This window comes from Metabacillus sp. KUDC1714 (assembly GCF_014217835.1).
In the GTDB taxonomy this organism is placed as follows: Bacteria; Bacillota; Bacilli; order Bacillales; family Bacillaceae; genus Metabacillus; species Metabacillus rhizosphaerae.
Window position 1 is genome coordinate 171197 of the sequence record NZ_CP055263.1, and the last position, 24332, is coordinate 195528.

The 24332-nt window shown below is 34.6% G+C and carries 24 protein-coding genes; 5 read left to right on the top strand and 19 right to left on the bottom strand.

Annotated elements, in window-relative coordinates:
• Positions 1–545 precede the first annotated feature (545 nt).
• A complete protein-coding gene (locus tag HUW50_RS00875; protein WP_185653626.1) occupies positions 546–1514 on the bottom strand; it encodes an ROK family glucokinase in 969 nt (322 codons plus the stop codon).
• A gap of 127 nt (positions 1515–1641) precedes the next feature.
• A complete protein-coding gene (locus tag HUW50_RS00880; RefSeq protein WP_066334876.1) occupies positions 1642–1845 on the bottom strand; it encodes a YqgQ family protein in 204 nt (67 codons plus the stop codon).
• Positions 1846–2229: 384 nt separating this feature from the next.
• Here HUW50_RS00880 and HUW50_RS00885 point away from each other — a divergent pair, with 384 nt between their 5' ends.
• The gene (locus HUW50_RS00885) at positions 2230–3660 is read left to right on the top strand and encodes a carbon starvation CstA family protein (RefSeq protein WP_066334870.1); all 1431 of its coding nucleotides are present in this window, start codon (positions 2230–2232) and stop codon (positions 3658–3660) included.
• 123 nt (positions 3661–3783) lie between these two features.
• Here HUW50_RS00885 and HUW50_RS00890 read toward each other — a convergent pair whose 3' ends face one another.
• Positions 3784–5247: a spore germination protein gene (locus HUW50_RS00890; protein ID WP_185653627.1), complete on the bottom strand. Its 1464-nt coding sequence runs from the start codon at positions 5245–5247 to the stop codon at positions 3784–3786.
• 185 nt (positions 5248–5432) lie between these two features.
• Between HUW50_RS00890 and HUW50_RS00895 the strand changes: the two genes are divergently transcribed.
• On the top strand, positions 5433–6311 hold the full coding sequence (locus tag HUW50_RS00895; RefSeq protein WP_066334859.1) for a hypothetical protein: 879 nt from the start codon (positions 5433–5435) through the stop codon (positions 6309–6311).
• Here the strand turns inward: HUW50_RS00895 and HUW50_RS00900 are convergent.
• The 8 genes from HUW50_RS00900 to HUW50_RS00935 all read right to left on the bottom strand — a co-directional run bounded on the left by HUW50_RS00900 (position 6301) and on the right by HUW50_RS00935 (position 12875).
• Complete coding sequence (locus HUW50_RS00900) at positions 6301–7836, bottom strand: rhomboid family protein (RefSeq protein ID WP_185653628.1); 1536 nt, start codon at positions 7834–7836, stop codon at positions 6301–6303. The two genes, HUW50_RS00895 and HUW50_RS00900, sit on opposite strands and share 11 nt — an antisense overlap.
• Positions 7837–8003: 167 nt before the next feature.
• Positions 8004–8171, bottom strand: coding sequence for a hypothetical protein (locus HUW50_RS00905; protein ID WP_185654131.1), 168 nt, complete (start codon positions 8169–8171; stop codon positions 8004–8006).
• 42 nt (positions 8172–8213) lie between these two features.
• Positions 8214–9152 carry an L-lactate dehydrogenase gene (locus tag HUW50_RS00910; protein ID WP_066334852.1) on the bottom strand — a complete coding sequence of 313 codons (939 nt, stop codon included), beginning with the start codon at positions 9150–9152 and terminating at the stop codon, positions 8214–8216.
• A gap of 105 nt (positions 9153–9257) precedes the next feature.
• Complete coding sequence (locus tag HUW50_RS00915; protein ID WP_066334846.1) at positions 9258–10046, bottom strand: DUF92 domain-containing protein; 789 nt, start codon at positions 10044–10046, stop codon at positions 9258–9260.
• A 1-nt stretch (position 10047) separates the two neighbouring features.
• Positions 10048–10605 (bottom strand): 5-formyltetrahydrofolate cyclo-ligase, encoded by a 558-nt coding sequence (locus tag HUW50_RS00920; RefSeq protein ID WP_066334844.1) that lies wholly within the window; start codon positions 10603–10605, stop codon positions 10048–10050.
• A gap of 116 nt (positions 10606–10721) precedes the next feature.
• Entirely contained in the window at positions 10722–10871 is a 150-nt protein-coding gene (gene rpmG / locus HUW50_RS00925; RefSeq protein ID WP_066334843.1) for a 50S ribosomal protein L33, read from the bottom strand.
• Positions 10872–11224: 353 nt separating this feature from the next.
• Positions 11225–12421 (bottom strand): glycosyltransferase family 4 protein, encoded by a 1197-nt coding sequence (locus tag HUW50_RS00930; RefSeq protein WP_066334842.1) that lies wholly within the window; start codon positions 12419–12421, stop codon positions 11225–11227.
• Entirely contained in the window at positions 12414–12875 is a 462-nt protein-coding gene (locus HUW50_RS00935; protein WP_066334838.1) for a hypothetical protein, read from the bottom strand. Before HUW50_RS00935 ends, HUW50_RS00930 begins: the two co-directional genes overlap by 8 nt.
• Before the next feature lie 182 nt (positions 12876–13057).
• On the opposite strand from HUW50_RS00935, the gene HUW50_RS00940 reads away from it, so the two are divergent.
• Together HUW50_RS00940 and HUW50_RS00945 are read left to right on the top strand one after the other, a co-directional pair.
• A complete protein-coding gene (locus HUW50_RS00940) occupies positions 13058–13423 on the top strand; it encodes a hypothetical protein (RefSeq protein WP_066334835.1) in 366 nt (121 codons plus the stop codon).
• Complete coding sequence (locus HUW50_RS00945; RefSeq protein ID WP_066334833.1) at positions 13420–13923, top strand: endolytic transglycosylase MltG; 504 nt, start codon at positions 13420–13422, stop codon at positions 13921–13923. Before HUW50_RS00940 ends, HUW50_RS00945 begins: the two co-directional genes overlap by 4 nt.
• 267 nt (positions 13924–14190) lie before the next feature.
• On the opposite strand, the gene phoU is transcribed toward HUW50_RS00945, so the two are convergent.
• From phoU to HUW50_RS00985, 8 genes are all read right to left on the bottom strand, one after another.
• Positions 14191–14850: a phosphate signaling complex protein PhoU gene (phoU, locus tag HUW50_RS00950; RefSeq protein WP_066334829.1), complete on the bottom strand. Its 660-nt coding sequence runs from the start codon at positions 14848–14850 to the stop codon at positions 14191–14193.
• 311 nt (positions 14851–15161) lie between these two features.
• Entirely contained in the window at positions 15162–15974 is an 813-nt protein-coding gene (gene pstB, locus HUW50_RS00955; RefSeq protein WP_066334827.1) for a phosphate ABC transporter ATP-binding protein PstB, read from the bottom strand.
• A gap of 26 nt (positions 15975–16000) precedes the next feature.
• Positions 16001–16879, bottom strand: coding sequence for a phosphate ABC transporter permease PstA (gene pstA, locus HUW50_RS00960; protein ID WP_066334826.1), 879 nt, complete (start codon positions 16877–16879; stop codon positions 16001–16003).
• Position 16880: 1 nt separating this feature from the next.
• Entirely contained in the window at positions 16881–17828 is a 948-nt protein-coding gene (gene pstC / locus HUW50_RS00965) for a phosphate ABC transporter permease subunit PstC (protein ID WP_066334820.1), read from the bottom strand.
• Between the two features lie 79 nt (positions 17829–17907).
• Positions 17908–18903: a PstS family phosphate ABC transporter substrate-binding protein gene (locus HUW50_RS00970; RefSeq protein ID WP_066334818.1), complete on the bottom strand. Its 996-nt coding sequence runs from the start codon at positions 18901–18903 to the stop codon at positions 17908–17910.
• Positions 18904–19192: 289 nt separating this feature from the next.
• Positions 19193–20482, bottom strand: coding sequence for an MFS transporter (locus HUW50_RS00975; RefSeq protein ID WP_066334811.1), 1290 nt, complete (start codon positions 20480–20482; stop codon positions 19193–19195).
• 238 nt (positions 20483–20720) lie between these two features.
• Positions 20721–21329, bottom strand: coding sequence for a superoxide dismutase (locus HUW50_RS00980; protein ID WP_066334809.1), 609 nt, complete (start codon positions 21327–21329; stop codon positions 20721–20723).
• A 259-nt stretch (positions 21330–21588) separates the two neighbouring features.
• Positions 21589–23220 (bottom strand): Na/Pi cotransporter family protein, encoded by a 1632-nt coding sequence (locus HUW50_RS00985; RefSeq protein ID WP_185653629.1) that lies wholly within the window; start codon positions 23218–23220, stop codon positions 21589–21591.
• 244 nt (positions 23221–23464) lie between these two features.
• Between HUW50_RS00985 and HUW50_RS00990 the strand changes: the two genes are divergently transcribed.
• Positions 23465–24244 carry a DUF1189 domain-containing protein gene (locus HUW50_RS00990; RefSeq protein WP_066334803.1) on the top strand — a complete coding sequence of 260 codons (780 nt, stop codon included), beginning with the start codon at positions 23465–23467 and terminating at the stop codon, positions 24242–24244.
• Positions 24245–24332 lie beyond the last annotated feature (88 nt).

Sequence of the window (24332 nt, forward strand, 5' to 3'; positions counted from 1 at the left end):
CTCCTCATCCCTTGGGACAATCGCGCTTTTTATATCTCTAATATTTTTCCATTTATTAGGTTGAAAATGAAACAGCTAAAACATATCTTAATACTTCTTTTACAAAAAATCAATCCTTTTTAATATTGTACTAACAATAGCATGATAGAATTATAATGTTTAGCTTATTCTTTTTACCCTATTATTAGACGTATGAAACGTCAAAAAGTTTCGTTTATATTAAAGTTTAAATATTCCGAATAATCCTTCTCTAATTTAAGGAATGTACAAGCGTCCTGCTCAGCTCTAGGAAAAGGAAGTAGATGTTCTTTTGCAGTGAACTCATGTTTACATTCACACGTGTTCTCGGTATATCCAAAAAACTCATCCATTATCAATAAAAAAGAGCACTCCATTTTAGAGGCTCCTCCTTATTATCCCGGATTTTAAATTGTTTATTTAGACTCTTTTCTAAAAGTTTATTGTTTTTTAAACTCCTGAAGCCATTCTAGGCTAAATCTGGAAAAGACGTTATGTGAAAATTTTCAAACGATGCGAAATAGACTTTATTTATTAAGTAGCTTAGTTTTCGCTAACCATGCACCACCAATTACACCTGCATCATTTCCTAGTGTTGCCACAGTAATTGTAGCAGCAGCACCTACCCTTGGAAATGAAAAGCGTTTAAAATAGTGGTCTACTTTCTTCAATAATCGGTCTCCAGCCTTAGAAACGCCACCGCCAATTACAATCTTTTCTGGATTTAATCCATTTGATACGTTGGCAAGTGTTAAACCTAGGTGGAAAGTAATGTAATCAATGATTTCCTCAGCAATGACATCGCCTTGGTCAGCTGCGTCAAAAACATCTTTTGATGTTAATTCTTTATCATTTTCTAAAAATTGATGTAGGATACTCTCCTGATTAGTTGAAGCAAGCTTTTCTTTAGCAACTCTTACAATCCCTGTAGCAGATGCGATCGTTTCAATACAGCCTGTTTTCCCACAATTACATGGAGCCCCGCCTTCTGGTACTACAGTAATATGACCAATTTCACCACCTGCTCCGTTAACACCATGAACAACCTCACCGTTTGAGATAAGTCCACCACCAACACCTGTTCCCAGCGTGACACAAATTAAGTCTTTCGCTCCATCTCCTGCGCCCTTCCACATCTCACCAATTGCAGCTATATTTGCATCATTATCAATAACAGCTGGCAAACCAGTTTCCATTTCTAGATGGTCTCTTAGTGGGTAATTTTTCCACCCTAAGTTTACAGTTTCATAAATGAGACCATTAGCTAAGTCTACTGGTCCTGGGGCACCCATTCCTATCCCTGCAAGTTTTGATTTAGGATATCCTAAATCATCAAGCTTTGCATCAATTGCTTTAGCGATATCAGTTGTAATTTGCTTTCCGGATTTGTCTGTTGGGATTTCCCATTTTTCAACAATTTCACCGTAGTAATTAATAAATGCCATTTTAATTGTAGTTCCACCTAAATCAATACCAACTAACCATTGCTCATTCATAAAAATCACCTTTTTCTACTATTATATATGTAATTAGTAATCGTTTTCATTCAGGCGTTTTTTACCTGTTTTCTCTGACCTTCGATTGAGGTAAACCCCAAACAACTTTGGCCAAATGATTACGAATTTACTGATTTTTGCCTTTTAGTCTCTGTACTTCTTGTCTTAACAGAAGAATTGCCATTTGGTAGTCTTTTGGTTCTATTAGAGTTGATTGATACAATTGTTTTATCTCTTCTTCCATTAATTCTAAATCTGCTATACGATCCCCGATATAAATGATCGTTCCATATCTTTTAAGAAGCTGTTGTACATCATAAATTGTTTTCAAATTGATCACCTACTTACGTTTGTCCATTACTTCATTCGGCTGTTATTAAGAAAATTTTTGCGAAACTACAGACCTATTTAAGATGGGTCTACTATAAAGTATAAAGGAATTGATCTTAGCGTCAAGAAAACGTTTTAACATTTTATTATTTTTATAAAGATACTTTTCTATTATTGTAAATTTCATATTTCAGAATACCAATAACGAAATGATTGGTATTCACAAACACTTCTTTTTTCTATTATATCTAATATAAATTACAATTTGGGTAAATCACCTTTAATTTATCTGAATAATTTATTTTTTCTAAAAAATATATTGAATTTTACAATATAGAGGTTTAAAATGGTGATACTTTAATAGAGAGATTTGGAGGAGCAGGAAATGGCAACTTTTATTGTATCAGTCGTTTTATTAATTGTAGGTTATTTTGTATATTCAAGAGTAGTAGAAAGAATTTTCGGTATTAATGATCAACGTGTTACTCCTGCTTACACTAAAACTGATGGTTTGGACTTTATGCCGATGGGGTGGCTTAAGGCTACTCTCATTCAATTATTAAATATCGCTGGATTAGGTCCCATCTTCGGTGCGATTATGGGCGCACTTTATGGACCTGTAGCATTTATTTGGATTGTTATTGGATGCTTGTTCGCAGGTGCTGTACATGATTATTTCTCTGGTATGCTTTCTCTGAAACACGGCGGAGAACAATTCCCAACACTTGTTGGGCGCTATTTAGGTAAATCAGTTAAAACGATTATAAATCTTGTTTCAATTGTTTTAATGATTCTTGTTGCTGCAGCTTTTACAGCTGGCCCAGCACAATTAGTTGAACAACTTACACCTTTAAGTTATTCAGCATCATTACTTCTAATTTTTGTTTATTTTGTTTTGGCTGCCGTTTTACCAATAAACAAACTAATAGGTAAAATCTATCCAGTATTTGGAGTTATTTTAATTATTATGGCTGTATCCATAGGATTTGCATTATTCTTTATGGATTACTCAGTACCAAATTTGACGTTTAAAAATTTACATCCAGGTGAAATTCCAGTTTGGCCATTATTAATGGTAACCATCTCATGTGGGGCCATTTCTGGGTTTCATAGTACTCAAAGCCCTATTTTATCTAGAACCTTGAAAAAAGAAAGTGATGGTCGCAGAGTATTTTTTGGCGCAATGGTTGCTGAAGGAATTATTGCATTAATATGGGCTGCTGCAGGTATGACATTCTTTGGAGGACCAGATGGTTTGCAAGGTGCATTAGCCGAAGGTGGAACTGCTGGTGTCGTGAACGAAATTAGTAAATCTACTCTAGGACAATTTGGCGGAATCTTAGCAATTCTTGGAGTGATCATCCTTCCAATAACTACTGGTGATACAGCGCTTAGATCTTCGAGGATGATGTTAGTCGAATTATTTAGCAAATTTGGAAATTTTGATTCTAAGATAAAAACCGTATTGATGACAATCCCTGTTGTAATCCCTACCTATTTATTAACGCAAATGGATTACACTTTCCTTTGGAGATATGTTGGTTGGACTAATCAGGTTGTTGCAACAGTTATGCTTTGGACAGCAGCAATGTTTTTACTACAAAGTCAGAAATTCCATTGGATCGCAAGCATTCCTGCGTTATTTATGACAGCTGTAACTGGCTCATATATTTTCTATGCTCCAGAAGGATTTCAACTATCTTATCAAACATCAATGATTTGTGGCTCAGTTGTATTTGTATCAGTGTTCGTGTGGTTCCTAGTACAACTTAAAAAATACAAATATAAAGAAGTTGCTCTTAAGAAAGTTGCATGATGAGCAGAGGGCTGACATTGTCAGCCCTTTTTATTATAGAAGCCCCAAGTACAAGAGTTTTTATCATTTCCTTCATCACTAAAAAACAGACTAATTCTAGTTCAAATTAGTCTGTTTAGAATATTAACGATCAGGATCTTGAGGATGCAGAAACGTTGGCCGTCTATTTTTCAATGGCATAGGTGCTCTAAATAATACATCTCGCATTCCTCGATAATTAAATGGAATGAATGGATATAAATATGGTACATTAAATGATTTCATACGAGCAAGCATGATAATCCAACAAGTTATTCCACCTACAAATCCGATTACACCCAGCCATGCTGTAAAGAGTAATAAGATAATACGGAAGATTCGATTCGCAAGGCCTAGCTCATAACTTGGGGTTGCAAAGGTTCCAATAGCTGCTATAGCTAAATAAAGAACCACTTCATATGTTAGAAGCCCAACCTCAACAGCTACTTGACCAATCATCAAAGCCGCAACTAATCCAAGTGCGGTAGCCAATGATGAAGGAGTATGTATCGCAGCCATCCTTAATACATCTATTCCTATCTCAATAAGCAAAAACTGAATGAGTAATGGAATATGACCTTGTTCATTAATTCCGATAAATTCTAGACCAGGAGGTAGTAGCCCCGGATTTTCAGCAAGTAAATACCAAAGAGGGAGAAGGAAAATTGATGTCCAAACCGCCATAAATCGAACAATGCGTAAATAAGCACCCACAACTGGTTTATTGCGATATTCCTCTGCATGCTGAAGGTGATGCCAAAACGTTGTTGGCGTAATAAGTGCACTCGGAGATCCATCAACGAAAACAATGACATGACCCTCATACAAATGTGCTGCAGCAGTATCTGGTCGCTCTGTGTATCTAACCATAGGATATGGGTTTAAATGTCTACCTGCAATAAACTCTTCAATAGTTTTTTCCCCCATCGGCAGACCATCTGTATCGATTGCTTCTAGTGATTTTTTTAGATCTTTTACGTGATCTAAATCGGCAATATCCTCTAAATAACAAACCACAACATCTGTTTTAGAGCGTCTTCCAACCTGTAAGTATTCCATCCGAAGCGAACGGTCTCTTATTCGCCTTCTCGTTAAAGCAGTGTTAAAGACAATTGTTTCAACATATCCATCTCTTGAGCCTCGAACAACTCGCTCCATATCTGGCTCTTGCGGACCTCTAACCGGGTATGTCCGAGCATCGATTAAGATCACTTCGTCAATGCCATCAACGACAAGCGCTGTTGGTCCTGCTAGCACAGTGTGGACTACTGAGTTTAAGTCATTTGATTTATCAATTTCAACATAAGGAATATATGTTTTTAATAGCCGCTGTAAAGTGTTTTCCTCAATCTGCTCTGGAGAAAGCTCTGATAAATATCTCATTAAATAATGAAGAATATCATCCTTAACAAATCCATCTACCATAAACAAAGCCATTTTTCGCCCAGCATATTCAAGATCTAACTGAATGACATCAAAGCTTTTTTTTACTCCTAGTCGTTCAGATAAAAAATCTATATTTTCTTGAAAATCTTTTGAAACAACTTTCTTTTCTACCTCATACGCCATAAGATTTCTCCATTTCGTATCTCAATTTGTTACTCATCTTAGACGAAATACTGGAAATACATACCTGTCATAATTATTTTGTTATTAAATCCAATTGAATAAAAACTAACTTATTTTCTCATATTCATATTTTGTGCTATAGTGTCATACACTTAAGCAACCTGTCCTGCACGGAGTTGATGCTGATGAAAACAACTAAATGGGTAATTGTGATTTTACTGGCTCTAATAACTTCCAGTTTTCTATTTTTTTATCATGGGAAAGTTGCAAGGGAAAGCATCATCTTTTTTCCAATTGACGACTCTGTAACCTTTGATAAAGCTTCTACTACTCTCCAGTTTGCTGGTAAAAAAGATGATGATGAGTATATCATTGAGTGGGATGTTACTTCACTTACAAACAAGGAAATATATTTAAGGCAAGATATATCATTGCTATTTTCAGATGGAAAATTAGTTGATACGCTTTCCGAATGGGAGGATCAAAGCCAAAAGCTTGCACAATATAAAAAAATTACTGGTGAAGATAGTAGCCATTATCAAACGATAAGTCTTCATTATGGAGAAATTCATTTGGAGAATGATCTTATCCGTAGTACACAGCGAATGTCTCGAGACCATTTATACGTAATTGATTCAGAATTTACAGATCTTTTTTCTTTTAAAAGGCCACTTACTGATGAAGAATTAGAGTGGAAAGACATTTTAGATAAAGTGACAGAACAACATCTTGAATACAGCTGGAATCAATTGATTGACTATTATAAAATTGACGAAACCAAATATGAAAAAATTCCGTTCATAGAGTTAGAAAGGTACAATACCGATCCGCTTTTGGGATTATCAAAGGCTAAAACACAAGAAGTGATTGGTAGTCTATGGGAGGGTTTATATAAAAATTACTTTTTAGGTTTAAAAACAAAAGAAGGCAAGGTGATTGAACCAATTGGCAGCACCATGCCTTTGATTTTGATTGCAAAAAATTACTCTCATATTGTGATTCTTATTCAAGCTGAGAATGGTTTACCATTTAAATTTATTCAGAACATATCGCTTAACGATTAATTTGTTCCTTAAATGATTTATAATCCTCATTTGTAGGGTCATATTCCAATGCATTATTTACCTCTTCCAATGCAAGAGAAATGTCACCCCTATTTGCATATAAGATCGAGAGGTTAAAATGAGCTTGATGATAGGAATTATCATCTGAAATAATTTGTTTTAAATGCCGGACTGCTTGATCATACTTTTCCAATTCAATTTCACTTACAGATAACAAAAACAAGAGATCATTTGAGCTGTTATCCGTTTTTATTGCTTCATTTAAATAAGTGTATGCTTCTTCATATTTTTCATCCTGTATTAACTCTTGACCTTGAAGAACTGTATACTGCGAATGCTGCTCTTCAGTTTGGCTAATTCCGTAACGATATAAAATAACTAATAAAGTAATTGTTGCAGCTAAACCTATTAGTCTCAGTAGAATATGCTTTCTTTTAGGAAGTTGAACAATTAATGCTGCAAGAAAACCACCAACTAATCCACCAATATGTCCCGCATTATCAATATTTGGAATTGCAAAGCCAAGCGCCAAGTTAATGGCTACTACTACTAATAGGTTAGAACCCATCGTTCGAAAAAAAACTTTTCTATTTTGCACCCCTATGTATAATAACGCACCGAAACAACCGAATATAGCACCAGAGGCACCCGCAGATAGAAACGGACTAAATGCAAAGCTTACAATCGAACCAGAAACGCCAGCAACTAAATAGATAAACAAAAAGCGTAGTGAGCCATACGCTCGTTCAACTGCAGGCCCAATGTAATAGAGCGCAAAACTATTCATCAGTAAATGCAAAAAACCAATATGTAACACAATGGGAGTGAAAAATCTCCACCACTCCCCTTCATAAATGAGGGGATTATATTTTGCTCCGAAACGAACTAAAGTCTCCGAATTAGTACTTCCGCCGTATAATTCGAGAAGGAGAAACATAAAAATTTGTAATCCTAAAAAAAGATACGTTAAAAAAGGCTTACCATTTTGAAAGATTTTTCTTTCTTCTTCTTTCTGTTGGTTTTGAAAGTCGATAACTCTATTTCTTACTTTTTGAATGTCTGCAAGTTCTAGATTTTCCCTTTGTATTTCATGATCAAATTTCACTGGAACATTTAATGCTTCTTCTAATTTTTGAATCTTTTCCTTTAGATTATCCTTTATTAACAAGGTAGAGGTTATATCTATTTTACCTTTCGATCTACTGTATCCTTTAACAAAGCTTTCAGGATAGTCATCTACAGGTGGTAATGAAGAAACATATATATTCATTATACGAATTGGACCTCTTACACCATTTCTTAAAAGTTGTTCAAATCTTGCACCTGCTTGTTCAATATCTAAAGCAAGTGTGTTTCCCCAATCAACATCCATTCTTCTTAACCGAACTAGCGTAAATTGTTTATTACGAAACGGCTCTAGCAATACCTCACGACCATCCTGGGATAGAGCCAAAATTGAATATTTCTGCTCCACTACTAGTTGTTCTATTAATGACCAATATAAATAATCTTGCTCTATCACCATAATATCCGCTCCGACCTTTATTTTTCTTTATTATAACAAGTAATGAAAGTGAAAAGGAAGAATCCTGCCTTTAAGCTACCTTCTAAAAAAACCAAGAAATTTTTAGAAGCATAAAGTAAAAAAAAACTGACTTAACTACAAAGTCAGCTTTTTCAAGAATTAACTTTTTAATGAAAAGCACGATTAACAAAACGATCTCTTAAAAAAGGAACTCTCATTGATAATTGAATAAAGTATCTACGTAGCTCAGGTTGACCTAATACAACATTCACTATTTGATATCGATAGCGATATAATGCGAATCCTCCAGCTACAAGCATAATGAGTCGTCTCATAAACATCCCTCCTACTCATATATTTAGTAGGAAAGGCTTTTTTTATCCTTTAAAAAAGGGAAACATTGTTTCTTTTAAGACATTTGCTGAATGGGCAAATTGTTTTTTCTCATGTTCATTTAGGCGAAGCTCTACCACCTTTTGTATTCCATTTCGATTCACAATCGCAGGAACTCCTATATATACATCATCCTCACCATATTCACCTGCTAAATGACAAGATACTGTTAAAATAGAGTGTTCATTATGAAGAATGGCTTTTGTTAACCTGACAAGTCCCATCGCTATCCCATAATATGTTGCGCCTTTTCGATTAATAATATGGTAGGCTGCATCCCTGACATTTACAAAAATTTCTTCAAGCTTCTCCTGCTCATCGGTCATAGTTTCAAGGATTGGGACACCCCCAATATCAGCATGGCTCCACACTGGCAGCTCAGTGTCACCGTGTTCCCCGATAATATAAGCATGAACATTGCGTGTGTCTACTTTAAAATGTTCACCTAAAAGATAACGAAATCTTGCTGTATCAAGAATCGTTCCAGAGCCAATAACACGGCTTTGTGGCAAGCCAGAATACTTCCAAACCGCATATGTTAAAATATCCACTGGATTTGTAGCAACAATAAAGATACCATCAAACCCGCTAGCCATCACATCAGTTACAATTGTTTTGAAAATTTTTACGTTTTTAGCTACTAAATCTAGTCTGGTTTCTCCAGGCTTTTGATTAGCTCCTGCGCAAATAACAACGATATCCGCATCATTACAATCCTCATAGCCTCCATACCAGATTTTAGTAGGGCTTGGAGCAAAGGCTAAGCCATGATTAAGATCCATTGCGTCACCTTCTGATTTCTCCTTGTTCAGATCAATTAAAACTAATTCTTCCGTAACACCTTGATTTAACAAGGCAAATGCATAACTAGATCCTACAAAACCTGTACCTATAAGTGCGACACGATTTACATTACTAGCCATTTGCTTCCAACCCTTCAAGTGTTTTATTCTTTATACTTTGTGAATTACTTCACAATTATATTTTACACTACTATTGTCTCTATGTAAGATTAATATTTGAACATTTCATGAAAGAATAAAACCTAATATAGTAGCAGACGCAATTGATAAAAGGTTCACTGCATCATTATTTAGAAAACTATACTTTGTCAGCTTCGTACCACTATTACTACAATGTATTTGTTTTTCAGTTATTTTTTCACAAACATTACACTTATATTTAACTTGAATTGTCTGCCCTAGTAATGTGTCAAGGATATTTCCGATAAAACCAAAAATTACGATACACAACATAAAGTAAAAGGAAATAGAAAACAAGATTCCTGCAATTATACTTATAAAAGTCGCTCCAGCTAATGCGGCACTCGTGCCTAGGATAGATACTGCACCAGACGTGCCTCTTTCTACTTTTTTTAAGGTTAAAAGTAATCTAGGCTTTCGCTTACTTAGCGTACCGACCTCAGATGCCCATGTATCAGCATTAGCAGCAGCGATCGATATACAAAAGCAAAGTAATACCGTAGGATCTACACTCGGTTCGATAAATTGAAATAGTCCAAGTATCGCAGGAACACTTCCATTGGCCATCACCTGAACAATGTCTCTGCGATCTCCTTTTTCTAGCATATCCTGAAGGTTTGACTTCTTTGAACTTTGATATTTACTTAAGAAACTTGAACTACTGAAAAAGCAGCCTAATACGAATAGACCCTGCCAGGAAAACCCTAGATAAATGAGAAATCCTACACATACCGCTCCGATTGCACCACTGACAGTTAATGAATTTACCTTCCAACCAGCATATGATATCAAACATATAAACAAAAAGGCCCAAACCAATTCGAGCTCTAACATATTAGTTAATTACCCCACATTCAGTAATAATTGTTGAAACAGGAAGATCATGTGGCTCAGCAGGCACTTTCTCAACAATTTGCATAGAAAAGGCTAAAGACAAGGTATCGTTTTTGTAATGTGTTAAATATCGGTCAAAATAACCGCCACCATAGCCAATACGATAGCCCCTCCTGTCATAACAGATACCTGGTATTATCATGAGATCAATTTGATTTGGACTGACTTTTTCCGTTTCCAAAACTTTCGGCTCTAAAAGACCAAAAAAGACGCGTTCAAGCTGGTCAAAGGAGGTTATTTGTCTAAACTCCATCGTATTTGTTTTAGGGTCACATTTTGGGACAACGATACGTTTCTTGTCTTGCCATGCCCTTTCGATGATGTTTGTGGTATCAACTTCACGGCCATTTGATATTGTCACCGCAATTGTATGAGCTTCTTTCCAAGACTGTAAAGAAAATAATTGTTGATGAATATCCTTCGAATAGTGTCTAAATGTTTCCTCAGACATTTCAGCTAATCTCTGCTTAATTAAGGTTCGTAAATGTTTCTTATCCATATGTCATTACCCTCCTTACCTTTATTATAGCTGGAAGAGAAGGTTGGAATCATTCTTTTTCATCTTATATATTGCCTTAAAAATAAAAAAAACAGTAGGAATAAACATCCCTACTGTTACTTTGTTTCGCGGTGTGTAGTCATTTTTTTATCTCTTGAACAATATTTCTTAAGCTCAAGACGATCTGGGTTATTACGTTTATTCTTTTTAGAAATATAGTTACGTTCGCCACAATCAGTGCAAGCTAATGTAATATTTACACGCATGTTTCTTTCCCTCCAAACATAAAAAACTAATAAAACAAATCAGACTTTAATATAATAGCATTTTTATTAGACAAATACCACATGAATTTCATTATATTTTAATTTTGACCTTAAATACTTCTTATTTATAGGCTGTTTTCGCAAACTTTGTTGCTATTTACCTAGTAATGCGGTGTGGTTGATTTCCGCTCCAGTTGCTCGCTTTCCGCGGGGCGGGCGGTGAGCCTCCTCGGCGTAAACGCCTGTGGGGTCTCACCTGTCCCGCTATTCCCGCAGGAGTCTCGCACTTCCGCTCCAACCAACCTTAAATAGTTTTCGTTCTAAAAGCAACATTCTCTTAGAAAAGAGCCTTTTTATATCATATTTTTATAAACATCAGCTGTTTCATCAATAAGTAAAGACCAATTATACTCAGAATTTACTGACTGGAAACCTTTATATGCAATCTCCCGATACTGATCAGGCTGTGATAAATATTTACGAAGTATTTCTGCAAGGCTCTTACTGTTTGCTTCATTAATTAAAATTCCGCGCTTTTCTGCAAGGATTTCTCCTAAGCCACCTATATTGAAGGCAACAGTCGGTTTAGCAGCAGCCATACCCTCTAATGCAATAATGCCAAACGGCTCGTATAAACTCGGTATAACTAACATATCACAATGTTTTAATAAGGTATTCCGTTCTAAATCATGTAAAAAGCCTGTAAAAATTACTTTATTCTCTAAATTGAATTTTTTCGTTAATTGCTTTAATTCTGATTCAAATGGTCCTTTACCTGCAATTACAAGTATAAAATCTGGGAACTCTTGATGAATTTCCGAAAATGCATGGATAAATAGTTGAAAGCCCTTTTCTTTAACAAGTCTTCCCATTGCAAATAAAAATGGAGAATTTATAAAAGGAAACCTATTTCGTACATCTTCATTTAACATAATTGCTTGATAATTCTTCGGAATGACTCCATTTGGAATAACCTCAAGCTTTTCTATGGGACAGCCAAGCTCATTAATTAAGACGTTCTTCATATATAAACTACATACGATGATACGATCAGATGCCTGTACGAGCTTTGTTTCATAATCTATTATCCTTTTGGTTATAGCAGTGACCTGATCTTGCTTTCTTCCGATTTCGGTCGCATGAAAGGTTGTGAGCAGCGGCATCTTCAAAATATCTTTTAACTGACTACCCGCAATACCAGTTAACCAATCATGAACATGTATTAAATCAAAGGAAAGTTGTAATTCCTGTAAAACAAACTGTGAAAAACGAAAATTTATATTTCGAATGTAATCCAAGAATTCTGAGGGCTTTCTCTTCCAGGGTAGTAAGCGAAAAACGTGAACACCATCTTCAACTTTATATGATTCTCTATCTGTTTTAGAAATTGTAACAACGATATACGTAATCCCCCGCTTTATCCCTTCTGAAGTTAAATCAGTAACATGTCTGCCGAGTCCTCCAATGATATGATCTCGATATTCAGTTGTTAAGAGTAAAATAGTCAAATTTGCTTCATTATCCAAATACAGCACCTTCTTCTCATTCATAAACTGTATATCCTGAGTATGCCTGTAGCCACATTTGAGGATCATCAATAAGTTGCTCCCATTGTATTTCCTTGCATCTATGATTTTTACTTTGGAGAAAATGTATGGTATTTGATCGTTTCACAGTGATCGTTTCATTATGAGAGTTGCTTACAACTAGTTCACAATTATATATTCCTGTGGGGATTGTCGCTAAATGCAAAACACCACTTGGATCACTAATAAAAAAATCAGTCATTTGTTCCTGTTTACTTTTTTTAGAAAGAATAACTCGCATATGTAAATCATTAAACTGTTCACCAAGTATATTCTCTAATAGAATTTTGGTGGTTGATAAAATATTCCAGGTAATAAGAAGACATGTTGGATAGGCAATTATTTTTAGAGAATCCTCACAAAATGTCGATTGTGCTCGAATGATATTAGTAGTCTTACTATTTTCAATTGGTTTCATAGCTGTCCTCTTCTTTCTCATTACATACTTATGATTATCTTAACATGCATAGACTGTGAATACTTGTTTACATTCTAGAGAAAATTCGTCAAAAAACTACACTTTATGAAAAAAACCACTTCTTTACAAAGACAATTTATGATATAAAGGTAGAGGGAAATAATCAATAGAAGGTGAAAAAAATGACAATCATGATTATTATTTTGTTTATTATAAGCATTGTGCTTATCGGCATATCTTTTCTACAACGTGACAATGTAAAAGAACTAGAACAGGAGCTAGATCATTTACAATTGTCAGCGATGCAAGAGATATACAAACTAAAGAAGAAAATGAGAGTCGTCGAAGAAGAGCTCTTACAAAACGATACTCCTCTAAAGGAACAAACTAAAACGAATAGTGAAGATAGCCAAACTAATCCTAATACTTCACGCATTTTAGCAAAGTATCGTCAAGGAATGTCCATTGAAGCGATCGCATTATCAGAAGGTACATCTGTTGAAGAGATCCGAGCAATTGTTGAACAGAATGAGAGGGTTTTAACATGAGTAAAACCGGATTTCAAACATTTGCAGCAGGCATGATTGTGGCTACATCATTACTTGGCGGAACATATCTTTTATCTGATAACAAATCAGCAGAAGCTAATGCAGAAAAGAAAGAAGTTACTAAAAGCGATGTTGAATCATATTTAACAAGTAACGGAAAAGTTTCGATAACAACTGACGAATATGAAGAATTATTAGCAGCAAAGGATAAAGCTGTTCAGCAACAGGATACAAAAACAGCAGAGGAAACACCTCAACAAGAAGAAAGTACAGCTGAAGAAAAGAAAGAAGAAGTAGTTAAATATAGTGTTACAATTAAATCAGGTATGACAACTAGTGAGATTTCTGATTTACTAGAGCAAAATGGAATTATTGAAGATTCCTTTGATTTTGATCAATTTTTAATCAAGGGTAACTATCATCAAAAGGTACAGCTTGGTACATTCACTGTTCAAAAAGGAATGACATATAACCAGCTTGCAGAAGTATTAACAAAATAAACATAGAAAAACAGCTATAGAGACTGATCTCAATGGCTGTTTTTTCTATGTTATTGGCTATTTGAACAACACTTGTTGTAAATAAGGGAAATCTACGACACTCCTGCGGGAGAACTGGCTGCCAATACACCACAGTGAAAACGGACGAGGAGGCTTGGCAGCCAGTCAGCGGAAAGGGAACAAGATTTCCCTAATCTAAGATAAAAAAAGCAATAAGATTTAACAGAGATATTTATTAAATTTGAAACCTATATGTACTAAACACTTTTAGCTATTCAAATCATATCGTTGGCCTTTGACAAGGTACATGATGCTTTCAGATATATTTGTTGTATGGTCTGCCGTTCTTTCAATATATCGGCATATAAACAATAGCTGGGTAAGTTGCTGAGAGTTTTCCTTTTTGGATTCCATAAGCTCTAGAATATCACGGATTGTTTCACCATATAACTCGTCTACTTGATCATCCATATCAGCGACTTTTTTTGCTAAAACGATATCCTCTTCATTAAAAGCTTTTATTGAGAGAGATAGCATTTCTAATGCAATATTATGCATTTTTTTAATACTATTGATCGGCTTAACTAGAGGTTCATCACCAATTCTAACAGTTGATTTTGCGATATTAACAGCAAAATCAGCCATCCTTTCGATGTCACTGGAAATTTTGATTGCGACAATAATTCTTCTAAGGTCAACGGCAACAGGTTGTTGCTTTGCAATTAAAATGATCGCTAAATCATTTATCTCTTCATCAAGATCATCTACTCTATTGTCGTCCTCGATTATTTCCAAAGCCTCTTCAATATTTTGGTTTTCTAATGCATGTATAGCTTTACTAAGTGCAACTTCTGTAAGGCTTCCAATTTCGATTAGTTTATCTCTTAAGTTTTTTAAGTCAAAATCAAATCTTTCTCTAACACTCATGCTTCATACCTCCTTATCCTTCTTATTCCCTAAAAAAGTAATTTCTAACATATAGTTTTCAATTAATAATAGGCTCTGTTAAACTTAGTTTTCAATTTCCACTTCAGGCATTCGCTTTCCACTGGCTGTCCGGGGCCTCCTCGGTGCTAAGTAACTGTGTGGTCTCCCTCAGACTCGCACTCCCGCAGGAGTCTAACATATCCATTTCGGTCTAAAAAATGTATCCTAATCAAATGTGAGCTTTAACAGTGCTTAAAAATAAAAAAGTCGTGCTAGATTATTATAAGCACGACTTTTCTATTTTTAATTGATTAACCAAATCGACCAGTAATGTAATCTTCTGTTCGTTTATCAGAAGGGTTAGAAAATAATCTATCAGTATCAGTAAATTCTACAACCTCTCCATTTAAGAAGAAAGCAGTACGATCTGAAATACGAGCAGCTTGTTGCATGTTATGAGTTACGATAATAATACTATAGTTCTGTTTTAATTCTTGAATTAATTCTTCAATTTTAAGTGTCGAGATCGGGTCGAGTGCTGATGTAGGTTCATCCATTAAAATAACATCTGGCTCAATTGCAAGACAACGGGCAATACATAAACGTTGCTGCTGACCACCAGATAGACCGTATGCATTTTCCTTTAAACGATCTTTTACTTCATCCCAAATAGCTGCACCACGTAAACTCTTCTCAACAACTTCATCGATAATCTTCTTATCTTTAATACCGTGAATTTTCGGACCATATGCGATGTTTTCATAGATTGATTTTGGGAATGGATTTGGTTTTTGAAACACCATCCCTACCTGTGTTCTAAGCTCTTCTACACCATAAGATTTATCAAAAATATTTTTCCCACGATATAGAATTTGCCCCGATGTGCGAACTATAGGAATTAATTCCACCATGCGATTAAGCGTTTTGATATACGTCGATTTACCACATCCAGAAGGTCCGATAATTGCTGTTACATCATTTTCATAAATATCAAGGTCAATATTTTTTAAAGCTTGGTCCTTACCATACCAAAGATTCAAATTATCTGTTTTATATACTACGTTCTTATTTACATTAACTTCATTATTTTGTGTATTTTCTCTTTTAATTTTTACACTTTCCATACGAAAACCCCTCCAATTAAAACTTATTAATAACGTTTCTGGAATTTATTACGGATTAACACAGCAATTGAGTTCATCACTATTAAGAAAATAAATAACACGATGATGCCTGCAGCTGCGACCTGTTGAAACTCTGGCTGTGGTCTTGCTGCCCAGTTGTAGATTTGAATTGGCATAACAGTAAATGTACTCAAAACGTCTTCTGGTAAGTAATTAACGAAAGCAAATGCACCGACCACTAGTAAAGGAGCTGTTTCTCCAATTGCACGTGAAAAGGCTAATATACTTCCCGTTACAATTCCAGGAATTGCTGCAGGTAAAACGACTCTTAAAATCGTTTGCCATTTAGTAGCTCCCATACCGTATGATGCTTCCCGTAGATCCTTCGGAACGGAGCGAATTGCTTCTTGTGACGCTACAACAATAACTGGTAGTACGAGAAGAGCCATCGTAAATCCACCAGCTAAAATACTTCGACCTAGATCGAAAAAACGAACAAATACAGTTAAACCTAAAAGTCCAAAAACAATAGAAGGTACACCAGCAAGGTTTGAAATATTTGTTTGAATAAAGGTGTTAATTTTACTTTTCTTCGCATATTCTTCTAAATAAATTGCCGTTCCGACAGCTAAAATCAGTGCTGTTGGAATAGTTACTCCCATTACCCATAGTGAGCCTACTATAGCAGCTTTAATACCAGATCGCTCTGGTCTTCTAGAAGCATAGTTTTGGAAAAATTCAAGTGAAAAATAACTAGATCCTTGAGTGAATATCCGATATAAAAGAATAGCTAAAACAACTAATGCCAAAAAGGTAGCAGCCATAAAAATCCATTTAAATGTTTGATTTAATGCTAATCGTCCACCCATTTTTTTTGTAACAACTTCTTGATCAATCATTTTCATATTAGTATTCCTCCCTAAAGCGTCGAGAAATATATTGTGCTAAAAGATTCAGAATAAGGGTAAACAAGAACAATGTCATACCAACTGCATAAATACTGTAATAAACAGTTGTTCCATATCCTGCATCTCCTCCACTAACCTGAACAATATATGCTGTCATCGTTTGGATCGATTCAGTTGGGTCAAATGTTAGCTTAGGAGTTGCTCCCCCAGCCAATGAAACAATCATAGTTTCACCAATAGCACGAGAAATACCTAATACGAACGATGCAACAATACCTGACATTGCAGCAGGAACAATTACCTTCATTGTTACTTCAAATCTTGTAGATCCTAATGCTAATGCTCCCTCTCTCATTGAATTAGGGACAGAGCTCATTGCATCTTCAGAAAGTGAAGCAATCATTGGGATAATCATGATTCCAACTACTATTCCAGGACTAAGGGCATTAAAAAGCGCCAAGTCAGGGACAACTTTTTGCAAAAGAGGTGTAACGAATGTTAATGCAAAAAAACCATAAACAATTGTTGGAATACCAGCTAATACCTCTAATATCGGTTTAATAATTCTTCTTGTACGATCTGATGCATATTCACTCAAGAAAATAGCTGCCGCTAATCCAATTGGAACTGCTACGATAATTGCAATAACTGTAATTAATAACGTACCAGATACCAATGCACCAATTCCATAAGTAGCACTTTCTTCAAAGAATGGATACCATTCCTTTTCTGTCAAGAATTCTACAATTGAGACTCTACTAAAGAAAGTTACTGTTTCAAAGATTAATGTTAATACTATACCTACAGTTGTCAGAATAGATATTAGTGCTAATACAAATAATACTCCAGGAACCATTTTTTCTACTATTTGATTAGTGCTATTTTTAGACTTTTTCTCTTTTATTAAGTCTCTAACACTTACATTTTGATTGTTTGTTAAAGCCATTTTGAAAAACCCCTTTCCAAAACATAGGAAGAAAGATGAGAAGCATATCGAGATGCTTCTCATCCACTCAACTAATGAATTATTTTAAACCCTCAAGAGTTTCAAGTTGAGTTGTATATTCCTCTTCTGGAAGAGATACATAACCAACTTCTTCAGCTAGAGCACCAGCATTCTCAAGGTAGAATTTCACATATTCAGCAACATGTTCTTTATCTTTAATAGAAGCGTTGTTTACATAGATGAATAATGGACGTGAAAGTGGATTGTAATCACCAGATTCAACAGATTCATTTGTAGGTTCAACAGCTTCTCCAGCTTCGTTTACAATAGGTACAACTTTTAAATTATCTTTATTTTCTAGGTAGTAAGCATATCCAAAGTAACCAATAGCATTTGTATCTCCAGTAACACCTTTAACTAAAGTGTTGTCATCTTCAGATAATGTTGCAGATTTCACAATTGCAGCATCTTCTAAGATAACTTCATTGAAGTAGTCATAAGTACCAGAATCTGCTCCAGGTGAAAAGAATTTAACTTCTTCTTCTGGCCAATCAGCATTAATATCAGACCATTTTTTCACAGAACCATCTTCAACCCAAAGCTTCTTTAAGTCTTCAACAGTTAATTTATCGATAAAATCATTTTCTTTGTTTACTACTACTGAAAGCCCATCATAAGCAACTTGGAATTCTGTGAACTCAATTCCATTATCAGCTGCTGCTGTCTTTTCTTCGTCTTTAATTGGACGAGAAGCTTCAGAAATATCAGTTTCACCTGCTGTGAACTTTTCAAATCCACCACCAGTACCAGATATACCAATTGGAGCTTGTACTTTTGGATGATCCATTGAGAACTCTTCAGATACTGCTTCACCAATTGGAGCTACAGTAGAAGAACCATCAATTCCGATTTCTCCTTCTAATTCAGCTGACTCTTCGCCAGATTCTTTAGTTTGTTCTGTATCTTCAGTACCATTTTCTCCAGTTGCTGCATCTTCTCCATTTCCACAAGCTGCTGCGAAAGCAAGTAATGAAGAAAGCATGATTGACATTGCTAGAAATTTAAAGCTTTTCATTCTTTAATTCCCCCTAGTATATTGGTTGTTTTGTCCTACGTGTATTAGAATAACGCTTGAGTATTAATCACGTTTTAACTTAATGTAAAGGTTTTGTAAATTCGTGATGGAGTTTGTCATAATTTGTTCTAATTTGAGTAATAGATCATTCTCAAATCACAAATTAATTATCTTTTATTTATTGTTTTACTTCTGCCCCTCCTTTATTCTAAAGAAATAAAAAGAATAGGAATTCTTTATTTAAGCCATATTCTTTTGTACTTATTATTCAATTTTTATATAATTCAAATTATCCGCCACTATCGCCATCCACAAGATTAGTTTTACGGACAGGTTTCTGACCAGTTTTTTCTATTGGAATGTTACTTTCTTCAAGCTGTACATTTCTTACAAAGAAGTAAATAATTAAATGTCCTGCACCAACAATTGCTAGTAAGATTGGAATACTTTGTTTTTCATTAAATAAAGTTACGGCAACGATGAAACCTAGAATAGAGACAATACGACCAGAATTCAGGAAAATTTCTTTCACTACAATGTATTCGATTCTTGCCTTGGTTATATTCCAAGCCCTTCCGATTACATCATAGGTAATTGATGCATATGGTACAAAGAGCATCGGATAACCGAAAGCAATTAGTACAGCATATATAAGTAACCTTTGATACGATAAATCAAAAAGGATAACAAAGATCGATAAATATAGAAAGATACCTCCCATTAAAATGAACATTTTCCTTTTGGTTTTTTTTATGATCCTTGTTGCTAAAAAATAAGCAATGAATGCTGCGCTAGAGTTTACAAGCCCAAACTTCCCTAATGCTAATTCGCTTCCAGTCGCAATAAATACGAAAACACCAATAACAAATGCGAAGGTTCCTTCTCGAAGTCCTTGAAAGAAATGAGCGCTCGTAATCATTTTCCAATTTCGATCTCTTTTTCTTTCATTGAATATTCGTTTAAATAAATAATCTCCTTCTGCAGGTCTTCTTTTTAAAAAAAAGCTTAGTACCACTGCGCCAGAAAATAATAATAGGGATATTGAAAATATCGTGGTATACCCTGTAAAATTTTTTAGCCTTGAAATAATAAACCCGGCAATAATTGGTCCGACCATTCCAGCTGTTGAATTCATAATCCCTAAAAAACCATTAAAAAAGTCTCTAGTCTCAGGTTCGGTTATTTCAAAAGTAAGAACATTAAAGGCTAACCAATAAAATCCATAGCCTATCCCTAAAGTTCCTCCTAGTAGGATAATGAATTTTGCTGCTGATCCTCCAATTATTAATACCGACATGAAAAAGATTGCCAAAAAAATGACTCCAAGTCGTAATACAACTACGCGGTCAATTTTTTTGGCTAGCCTTCCCGCGAAGATAAATGTAATTGGTTGCATGATTACAATTGATAAATTGTAGATTCCTAAATCAATAAATTCTCCGGATTGCTTCCATAAATAAACGTTAACAAACGTATTAGATAAAGAAATACTCAGCGAGTACAATCCACCAATCACTAACAATAAAATTAAATCCTTACTAACATGTACATCTCCAATAATTTTTTGCAGTTTTGACATAAAAATGACTCCCCTTCAACTTCTATTACATAGTCTGTCTTATCAAAGTGGAGATATGTATTTTTATTGCATTTGATGTAATTAAAAGGTGGAGGTAAATAAATAAGCAAAGATTCCACTATTAAGGGGTTTTCTTGAGGTTTTACTTGAGATAAATGGGGTTAATGTTAAAAGAGTATCTGTTAAGACCCGTACATAAAAAGAAGAGCCAACCTTAGTTAGCTCTTCAATCGTACTATTATTTCGCAGAGTTAAAACGTTGTGTTACTTCATCCCAGTTTACTACATTCCAGAATGATGCAATGTAATCTGGACGACGATTTTGATAATTTAAGTAGTATGCATGCTCCCATACATCTAATCCAAGAATTGGAGTTTTACCTTCCATTAATGGAGAATCTTGGTTTGGTGTGCTAGTTACTTCTAATTCACCATTGTTCACTACTAACCAAGCCCATCCAGAGCCAAAACGAGTTGTTGCAGCTTTTGCAAACTCTTCTTTTAAGTTTTCATAGCTACCAAATTTAGCGTTGATCGCTTCACCTAATTCACCAGTTGGCTCACCGCCACCATTTGGAGAAAGGATTGTCCAGAAAAGACTATGGTTAGCATGTCCACCACCGTTGTTGCGAACTGCTGTACGAATAGCTTCAGGAACTGCATCAATATTAGATACTAATTCTTCAACACTTTTGCCAGCCAGATCAGCATGACCTTCTAATGCTGCATTTACATTTGTAATGTAAGTGTTGTGGTGTTTTGTGTGATGAATATTCATCGTTTCTTTGTCAATATGTGGTTCTAGTGCATCGTATGCATAAGGTAATTGCGGTAATTCATATGCCATTTTTTAATTTCCTCCCTTAATATGTACAAACTAAAAGCTTTGGATTAGCTTTCCAACCTAAGGTTACCAAAATTGTCCGGTTCTTTCAATTGAAAAGCATGCAAAGTCATCTTTCATTTTATACTTTTTTTAAATAATTATGTAACAAAGGATCTTTTTTGTTATATATTTGGGTATTACAGAAATCAGTGAATAAAAAAAGCAAGGGAATCCCTTGCTTTCATCCAATATAACTAATAATGATCATTTTTCTAAAATATTAGTTTCTGTAACCTAATACAGCCTCTGCGATATTTACACAATGATCTCCGATACGTTCTAAATTGCTAATAATATCTACAAATACGATACCTGCAGAACCTGAGCACTGACCTTCATTAATCCTTAATATGTGTTTTTTACGTAATGTGCGCTCCATTTTATCAATTTGTTCTTCAGATTTTAATACCGTTGTAGCTAAAGCTGTGTCTTTATCGTCTAATGATGTAATTGCATCCTTTAATGTTTGGATTGTTAGATTAAACATGTCTTCCAGATCTTGTTTTGCTGAATCTGTTAATTTCACTTTATTTGTGAGTTGGAATCCTACCAATTCAACCACATTTTCAAAATGATCACCAATTCGTTCAATATCTCGTACTGTATCCAATAACATACTATGCTCTTCCGATTCAGCAGTAGACATTTCGCTTCTTGAAATTAAGATTAAATAATCTGTAATTTTACGATCTAGATTATTAATTGCATCTTCTAATTGCATAGATGTATCTGCATGCTTTTGCGAGTATGTTCTTTGATATAAGTTTGCTTCTTCTAAACCAAGAGTCGCAAACTTACCCATGCGCAGCACTTCTTCTTTTGCTTGTCCTAAAGCAATGGAAGAAGATTGTTCGATAAAAATTGGATCCAAGTGTTTCGCTTTATATTCAATCATTGAATCTTCACCAGGAATAAGCTTTGTCACAATCCACGCTAGGACTGCAATAAAAGGAAATTGAATAATTGTATTTGTAATATTAAACGACCCATGAGCAAATGCTATTGTCATTTCTGGATTTAATCCAAAAGTCGATTGTAGGAATTGAATAAAATTAGTGAATAGCGGTAGAAAAATCATGAAAATAGCTGTTCCGATTAAATTAAAAATAACATGTGTTAATGCTGCACGTCTTGCTGCAATTGACGCCCCAATTGAAGCTAATACAGCAGTAATGGTTGTCCCAATATTATCTCCAAAAAGAACTGGTAGTGCAGCTTTAATGTCAATTAGACCCTGCCCAAATAACTCTTGCAAAATTCCAATTGTAGCACTTGAACTTTGTACAACAACAGTAAAAATTGTTCCAACTAAAACACCTAATAATGGGTTATCACTCATACTTACTGTTAAATCATGAAATGCTTGCAATGATCTTAAAGGCTTCATACCAGATCCCATTAACTCTAAGCCATAGAACAAAGTACCAAATCCAAAGACAATTTGTCCCAAACTATGTATTTGCTTATTTTTAAAGAAAAAGAGCATGATTGCACCGACAAATATAATAGGGAGGGCATATTCTGCTACATCGATACCAATTATAAACGCAGTAACTGTTGTACCAATATTTGCACCCATAATGACACCGATTGCCTGTCTAAGTGTCATAAATCCTGCACTAACCAATCCAACCGTAATTACGGTAGTTCCACTACTTGATTGAATTAAAACTGTTACAATGATACCAGCTAAAACACCCATAAATGGATTCGTTGTAAACTTATCCAAAATGTCTCTTAGCTTATCACCGGCTGACCTTTGAAGGCCATCGCCCATGTATTTAATACCAAATAAAAATATCCCAAGACCGCCGATAAATTCAAATATCATCTTCTGGATATCAATTTCCAAAATTTTCAACCCCTCATTCATGTTCGTCTTAAGTCGACAAAAATCTACAACCATTACAATTATTAACGATTTATTGTTTTATTGTAAAGGTGTTTTAATAAATTCTTTACAAAAAAATAAAAGATAGCCAAAGATAGCGTTTTCACATACATAATCCTTCAATATAATTGTTCTTTTCTTGTATTATCCAACAGAGAGATATAAAATATAAGTCGTATAAATAAGAAGGGTGTGTCGTTTGCTCATGAATGTTTTTAAACAACTTTACACTAGTATATACTCCCCTAAAATCATCTCCACATTTCGATTTCAAGGGATAGGGAAAACAATATTATTTGTGTTTATTTTGTCTTTGATTAGTACTATACCAACTGCATTTCATTTTACTAGTGGTTTAACAGAAGGTTTAAAAGGATTTGATCAAACTCTCCGTGATGATTTACCTTCCTTTACCATTAAAGACGGACAGCTTTCAGCAGATACTGATAAAGCAATAGAAATTAGGAAAGATAATTTTATTATAATATTAGATGATACTGGTGCATTCGGTGTTGATGAAATTGAAAATAAACAAAATGCGATTGGCATTTTACAGGATCGGTTTGTTTTTGCTGCAAATGGTCAAGCGCAATCGTATGAATATAATCTTTTAAATATGACTATTTCTAAACAAGACCTAATTGATATTTCAAAACAATTTAATCAACTCCTACCTATCTTTATCTCGATTTTAGTTGTGATAGTGTATTTATTCAGTTCCTTTGTTAAATTTATTGAAGTAACAGTTTTAGCTGTATTTGGGTTAGCTTTTAAAAATAGTCTTCAAAGAAGATTAAATTTCAAACAAATTTGGGTGATTTCAGCCTATTCGACAACATTAGCAACTATTTTTTTCATCATAATGGATAGTTTACAAGTAACCGTACCTAATGGATTCTTATTAAATTGGTTTGTTCATCTAATTGTTCTTTATCTAGTAATAAAAGAAGTCCCACCTTCAAAGAAGCCTTTAAAAACAGCATAAAAACTGGCATTTTAAATTCTTACAAATAAAAACGCGGGGTTATTCCCGCGTTTTTATTGTTGGTTATTTTCACAATGCTTGTTGTTTT

What these genes read in the sequence shown, in the direction of transcription:
- pstA (WP_066334826.1), bottom strand. Translation starts at nt 16,879, where the DNA reads ATGAAAATGATTGATCAAGAAGTTGTTACAAAAAAAATGGGTGGACGA.
- pstC (WP_066334820.1), bottom strand. Translation starts at nt 17,828, where the DNA reads ATGGCTTTAACAAACAATCAAAATGTAAGTGTTAGAGACTTAATAAAA.
- pstB (WP_066334827.1), bottom strand. Translation starts at nt 15,974, where the DNA reads ATGGAAAGTGTAAAAATTAAAAGAGAAAATACACAAAATAATGAAGTT.
- HUW50_RS00900 (WP_185653628.1), bottom strand. Translation starts at nt 7,836, where the DNA reads ATGGTGATAGAGCAAGATTATTTATATTGGTCATTAATAGAACAACTA.
- rpmG (WP_066334843.1), bottom strand. Translation starts at nt 10,871, where the DNA reads ATGCGTGTAAATATTACATTAGCTTGCACTGATTGTGGCGAACGTAAC.
- phoU (WP_066334829.1), bottom strand. Translation starts at nt 14,850, where the DNA reads ATGAGTGTTAGAGAAAGATTTGATTTTGACTTAAAAAACTTAAGAGAT.
- HUW50_RS00905 (WP_185654131.1), bottom strand. Translation starts at nt 8,171, where the DNA reads ATGAGACGACTCATTATGCTTGTAGCTGGAGGATTCGCATTATATCGC.
- HUW50_RS00910 (WP_066334852.1), bottom strand. Translation starts at nt 9,152, where the DNA reads ATGGCTAGTAATGTAAATCGTGTCGCACTTATAGGTACAGGTTTTGTA.
- HUW50_RS00990 (WP_066334803.1), top strand. Translation starts at nt 23,465, where the DNA reads ATGAATGTTTTTAAACAACTTTACACTAGTATATACTCCCCTAAAATC.
- HUW50_RS00940 (WP_066334835.1), top strand. Translation starts at nt 13,058, where the DNA reads ATGACAATCATGATTATTATTTTGTTTATTATAAGCATTGTGCTTATC.
- HUW50_RS00915 (WP_066334846.1), bottom strand. Translation starts at nt 10,046, where the DNA reads ATGTTAGAGCTCGAATTGGTTTGGGCCTTTTTGTTTATATGTTTGATA.
- HUW50_RS00975 (WP_066334811.1), bottom strand. Translation starts at nt 20,482, where the DNA reads ATGTCAAAACTGCAAAAAATTATTGGAGATGTACATGTTAGTAAGGAT.
- HUW50_RS00935 (WP_066334838.1), bottom strand. Translation starts at nt 12,875, where the DNA reads ATGAAACCAATTGAAAATAGTAAGACTACTAATATCATTCGAGCACAA.
- HUW50_RS00895 (WP_066334859.1), top strand. Translation starts at nt 5,433, where the DNA reads ATGAAAACAACTAAATGGGTAATTGTGATTTTACTGGCTCTAATAACT.
- HUW50_RS00920 (WP_066334844.1), bottom strand. Translation starts at nt 10,605, where the DNA reads ATGGATAAGAAACATTTACGAACCTTAATTAAGCAGAGATTAGCTGAA.
- HUW50_RS00945 (WP_066334833.1), top strand. Translation starts at nt 13,420, where the DNA reads ATGAGTAAAACCGGATTTCAAACATTTGCAGCAGGCATGATTGTGGCT.
- HUW50_RS00980 (WP_066334809.1), bottom strand. Translation starts at nt 21,329, where the DNA reads ATGGCATATGAATTACCGCAATTACCTTATGCATACGATGCACTAGAA.
- HUW50_RS00875 (WP_185653626.1), bottom strand. Translation starts at nt 1,514, where the DNA reads ATGAATGAGCAATGGTTAGTTGGTATTGATTTAGGTGGAACTACAATT.
- HUW50_RS00885 (WP_066334870.1), top strand. Translation starts at nt 2,230, where the DNA reads ATGGCAACTTTTATTGTATCAGTCGTTTTATTAATTGTAGGTTATTTT.
- HUW50_RS00890 (WP_185653627.1), bottom strand. Translation starts at nt 5,247, where the DNA reads ATGGCGTATGAGGTAGAAAAGAAAGTTGTTTCAAAAGATTTTCAAGAA.
- HUW50_RS00970 (WP_066334818.1), bottom strand. Translation starts at nt 18,903, where the DNA reads ATGAAAAGCTTTAAATTTCTAGCAATGTCAATCATGCTTTCTTCATTA.
- HUW50_RS00930 (WP_066334842.1), bottom strand. Translation starts at nt 12,421, where the DNA reads ATGAATGAGAAGAAGGTGCTGTATTTGGATAATGAAGCAAATTTGACT.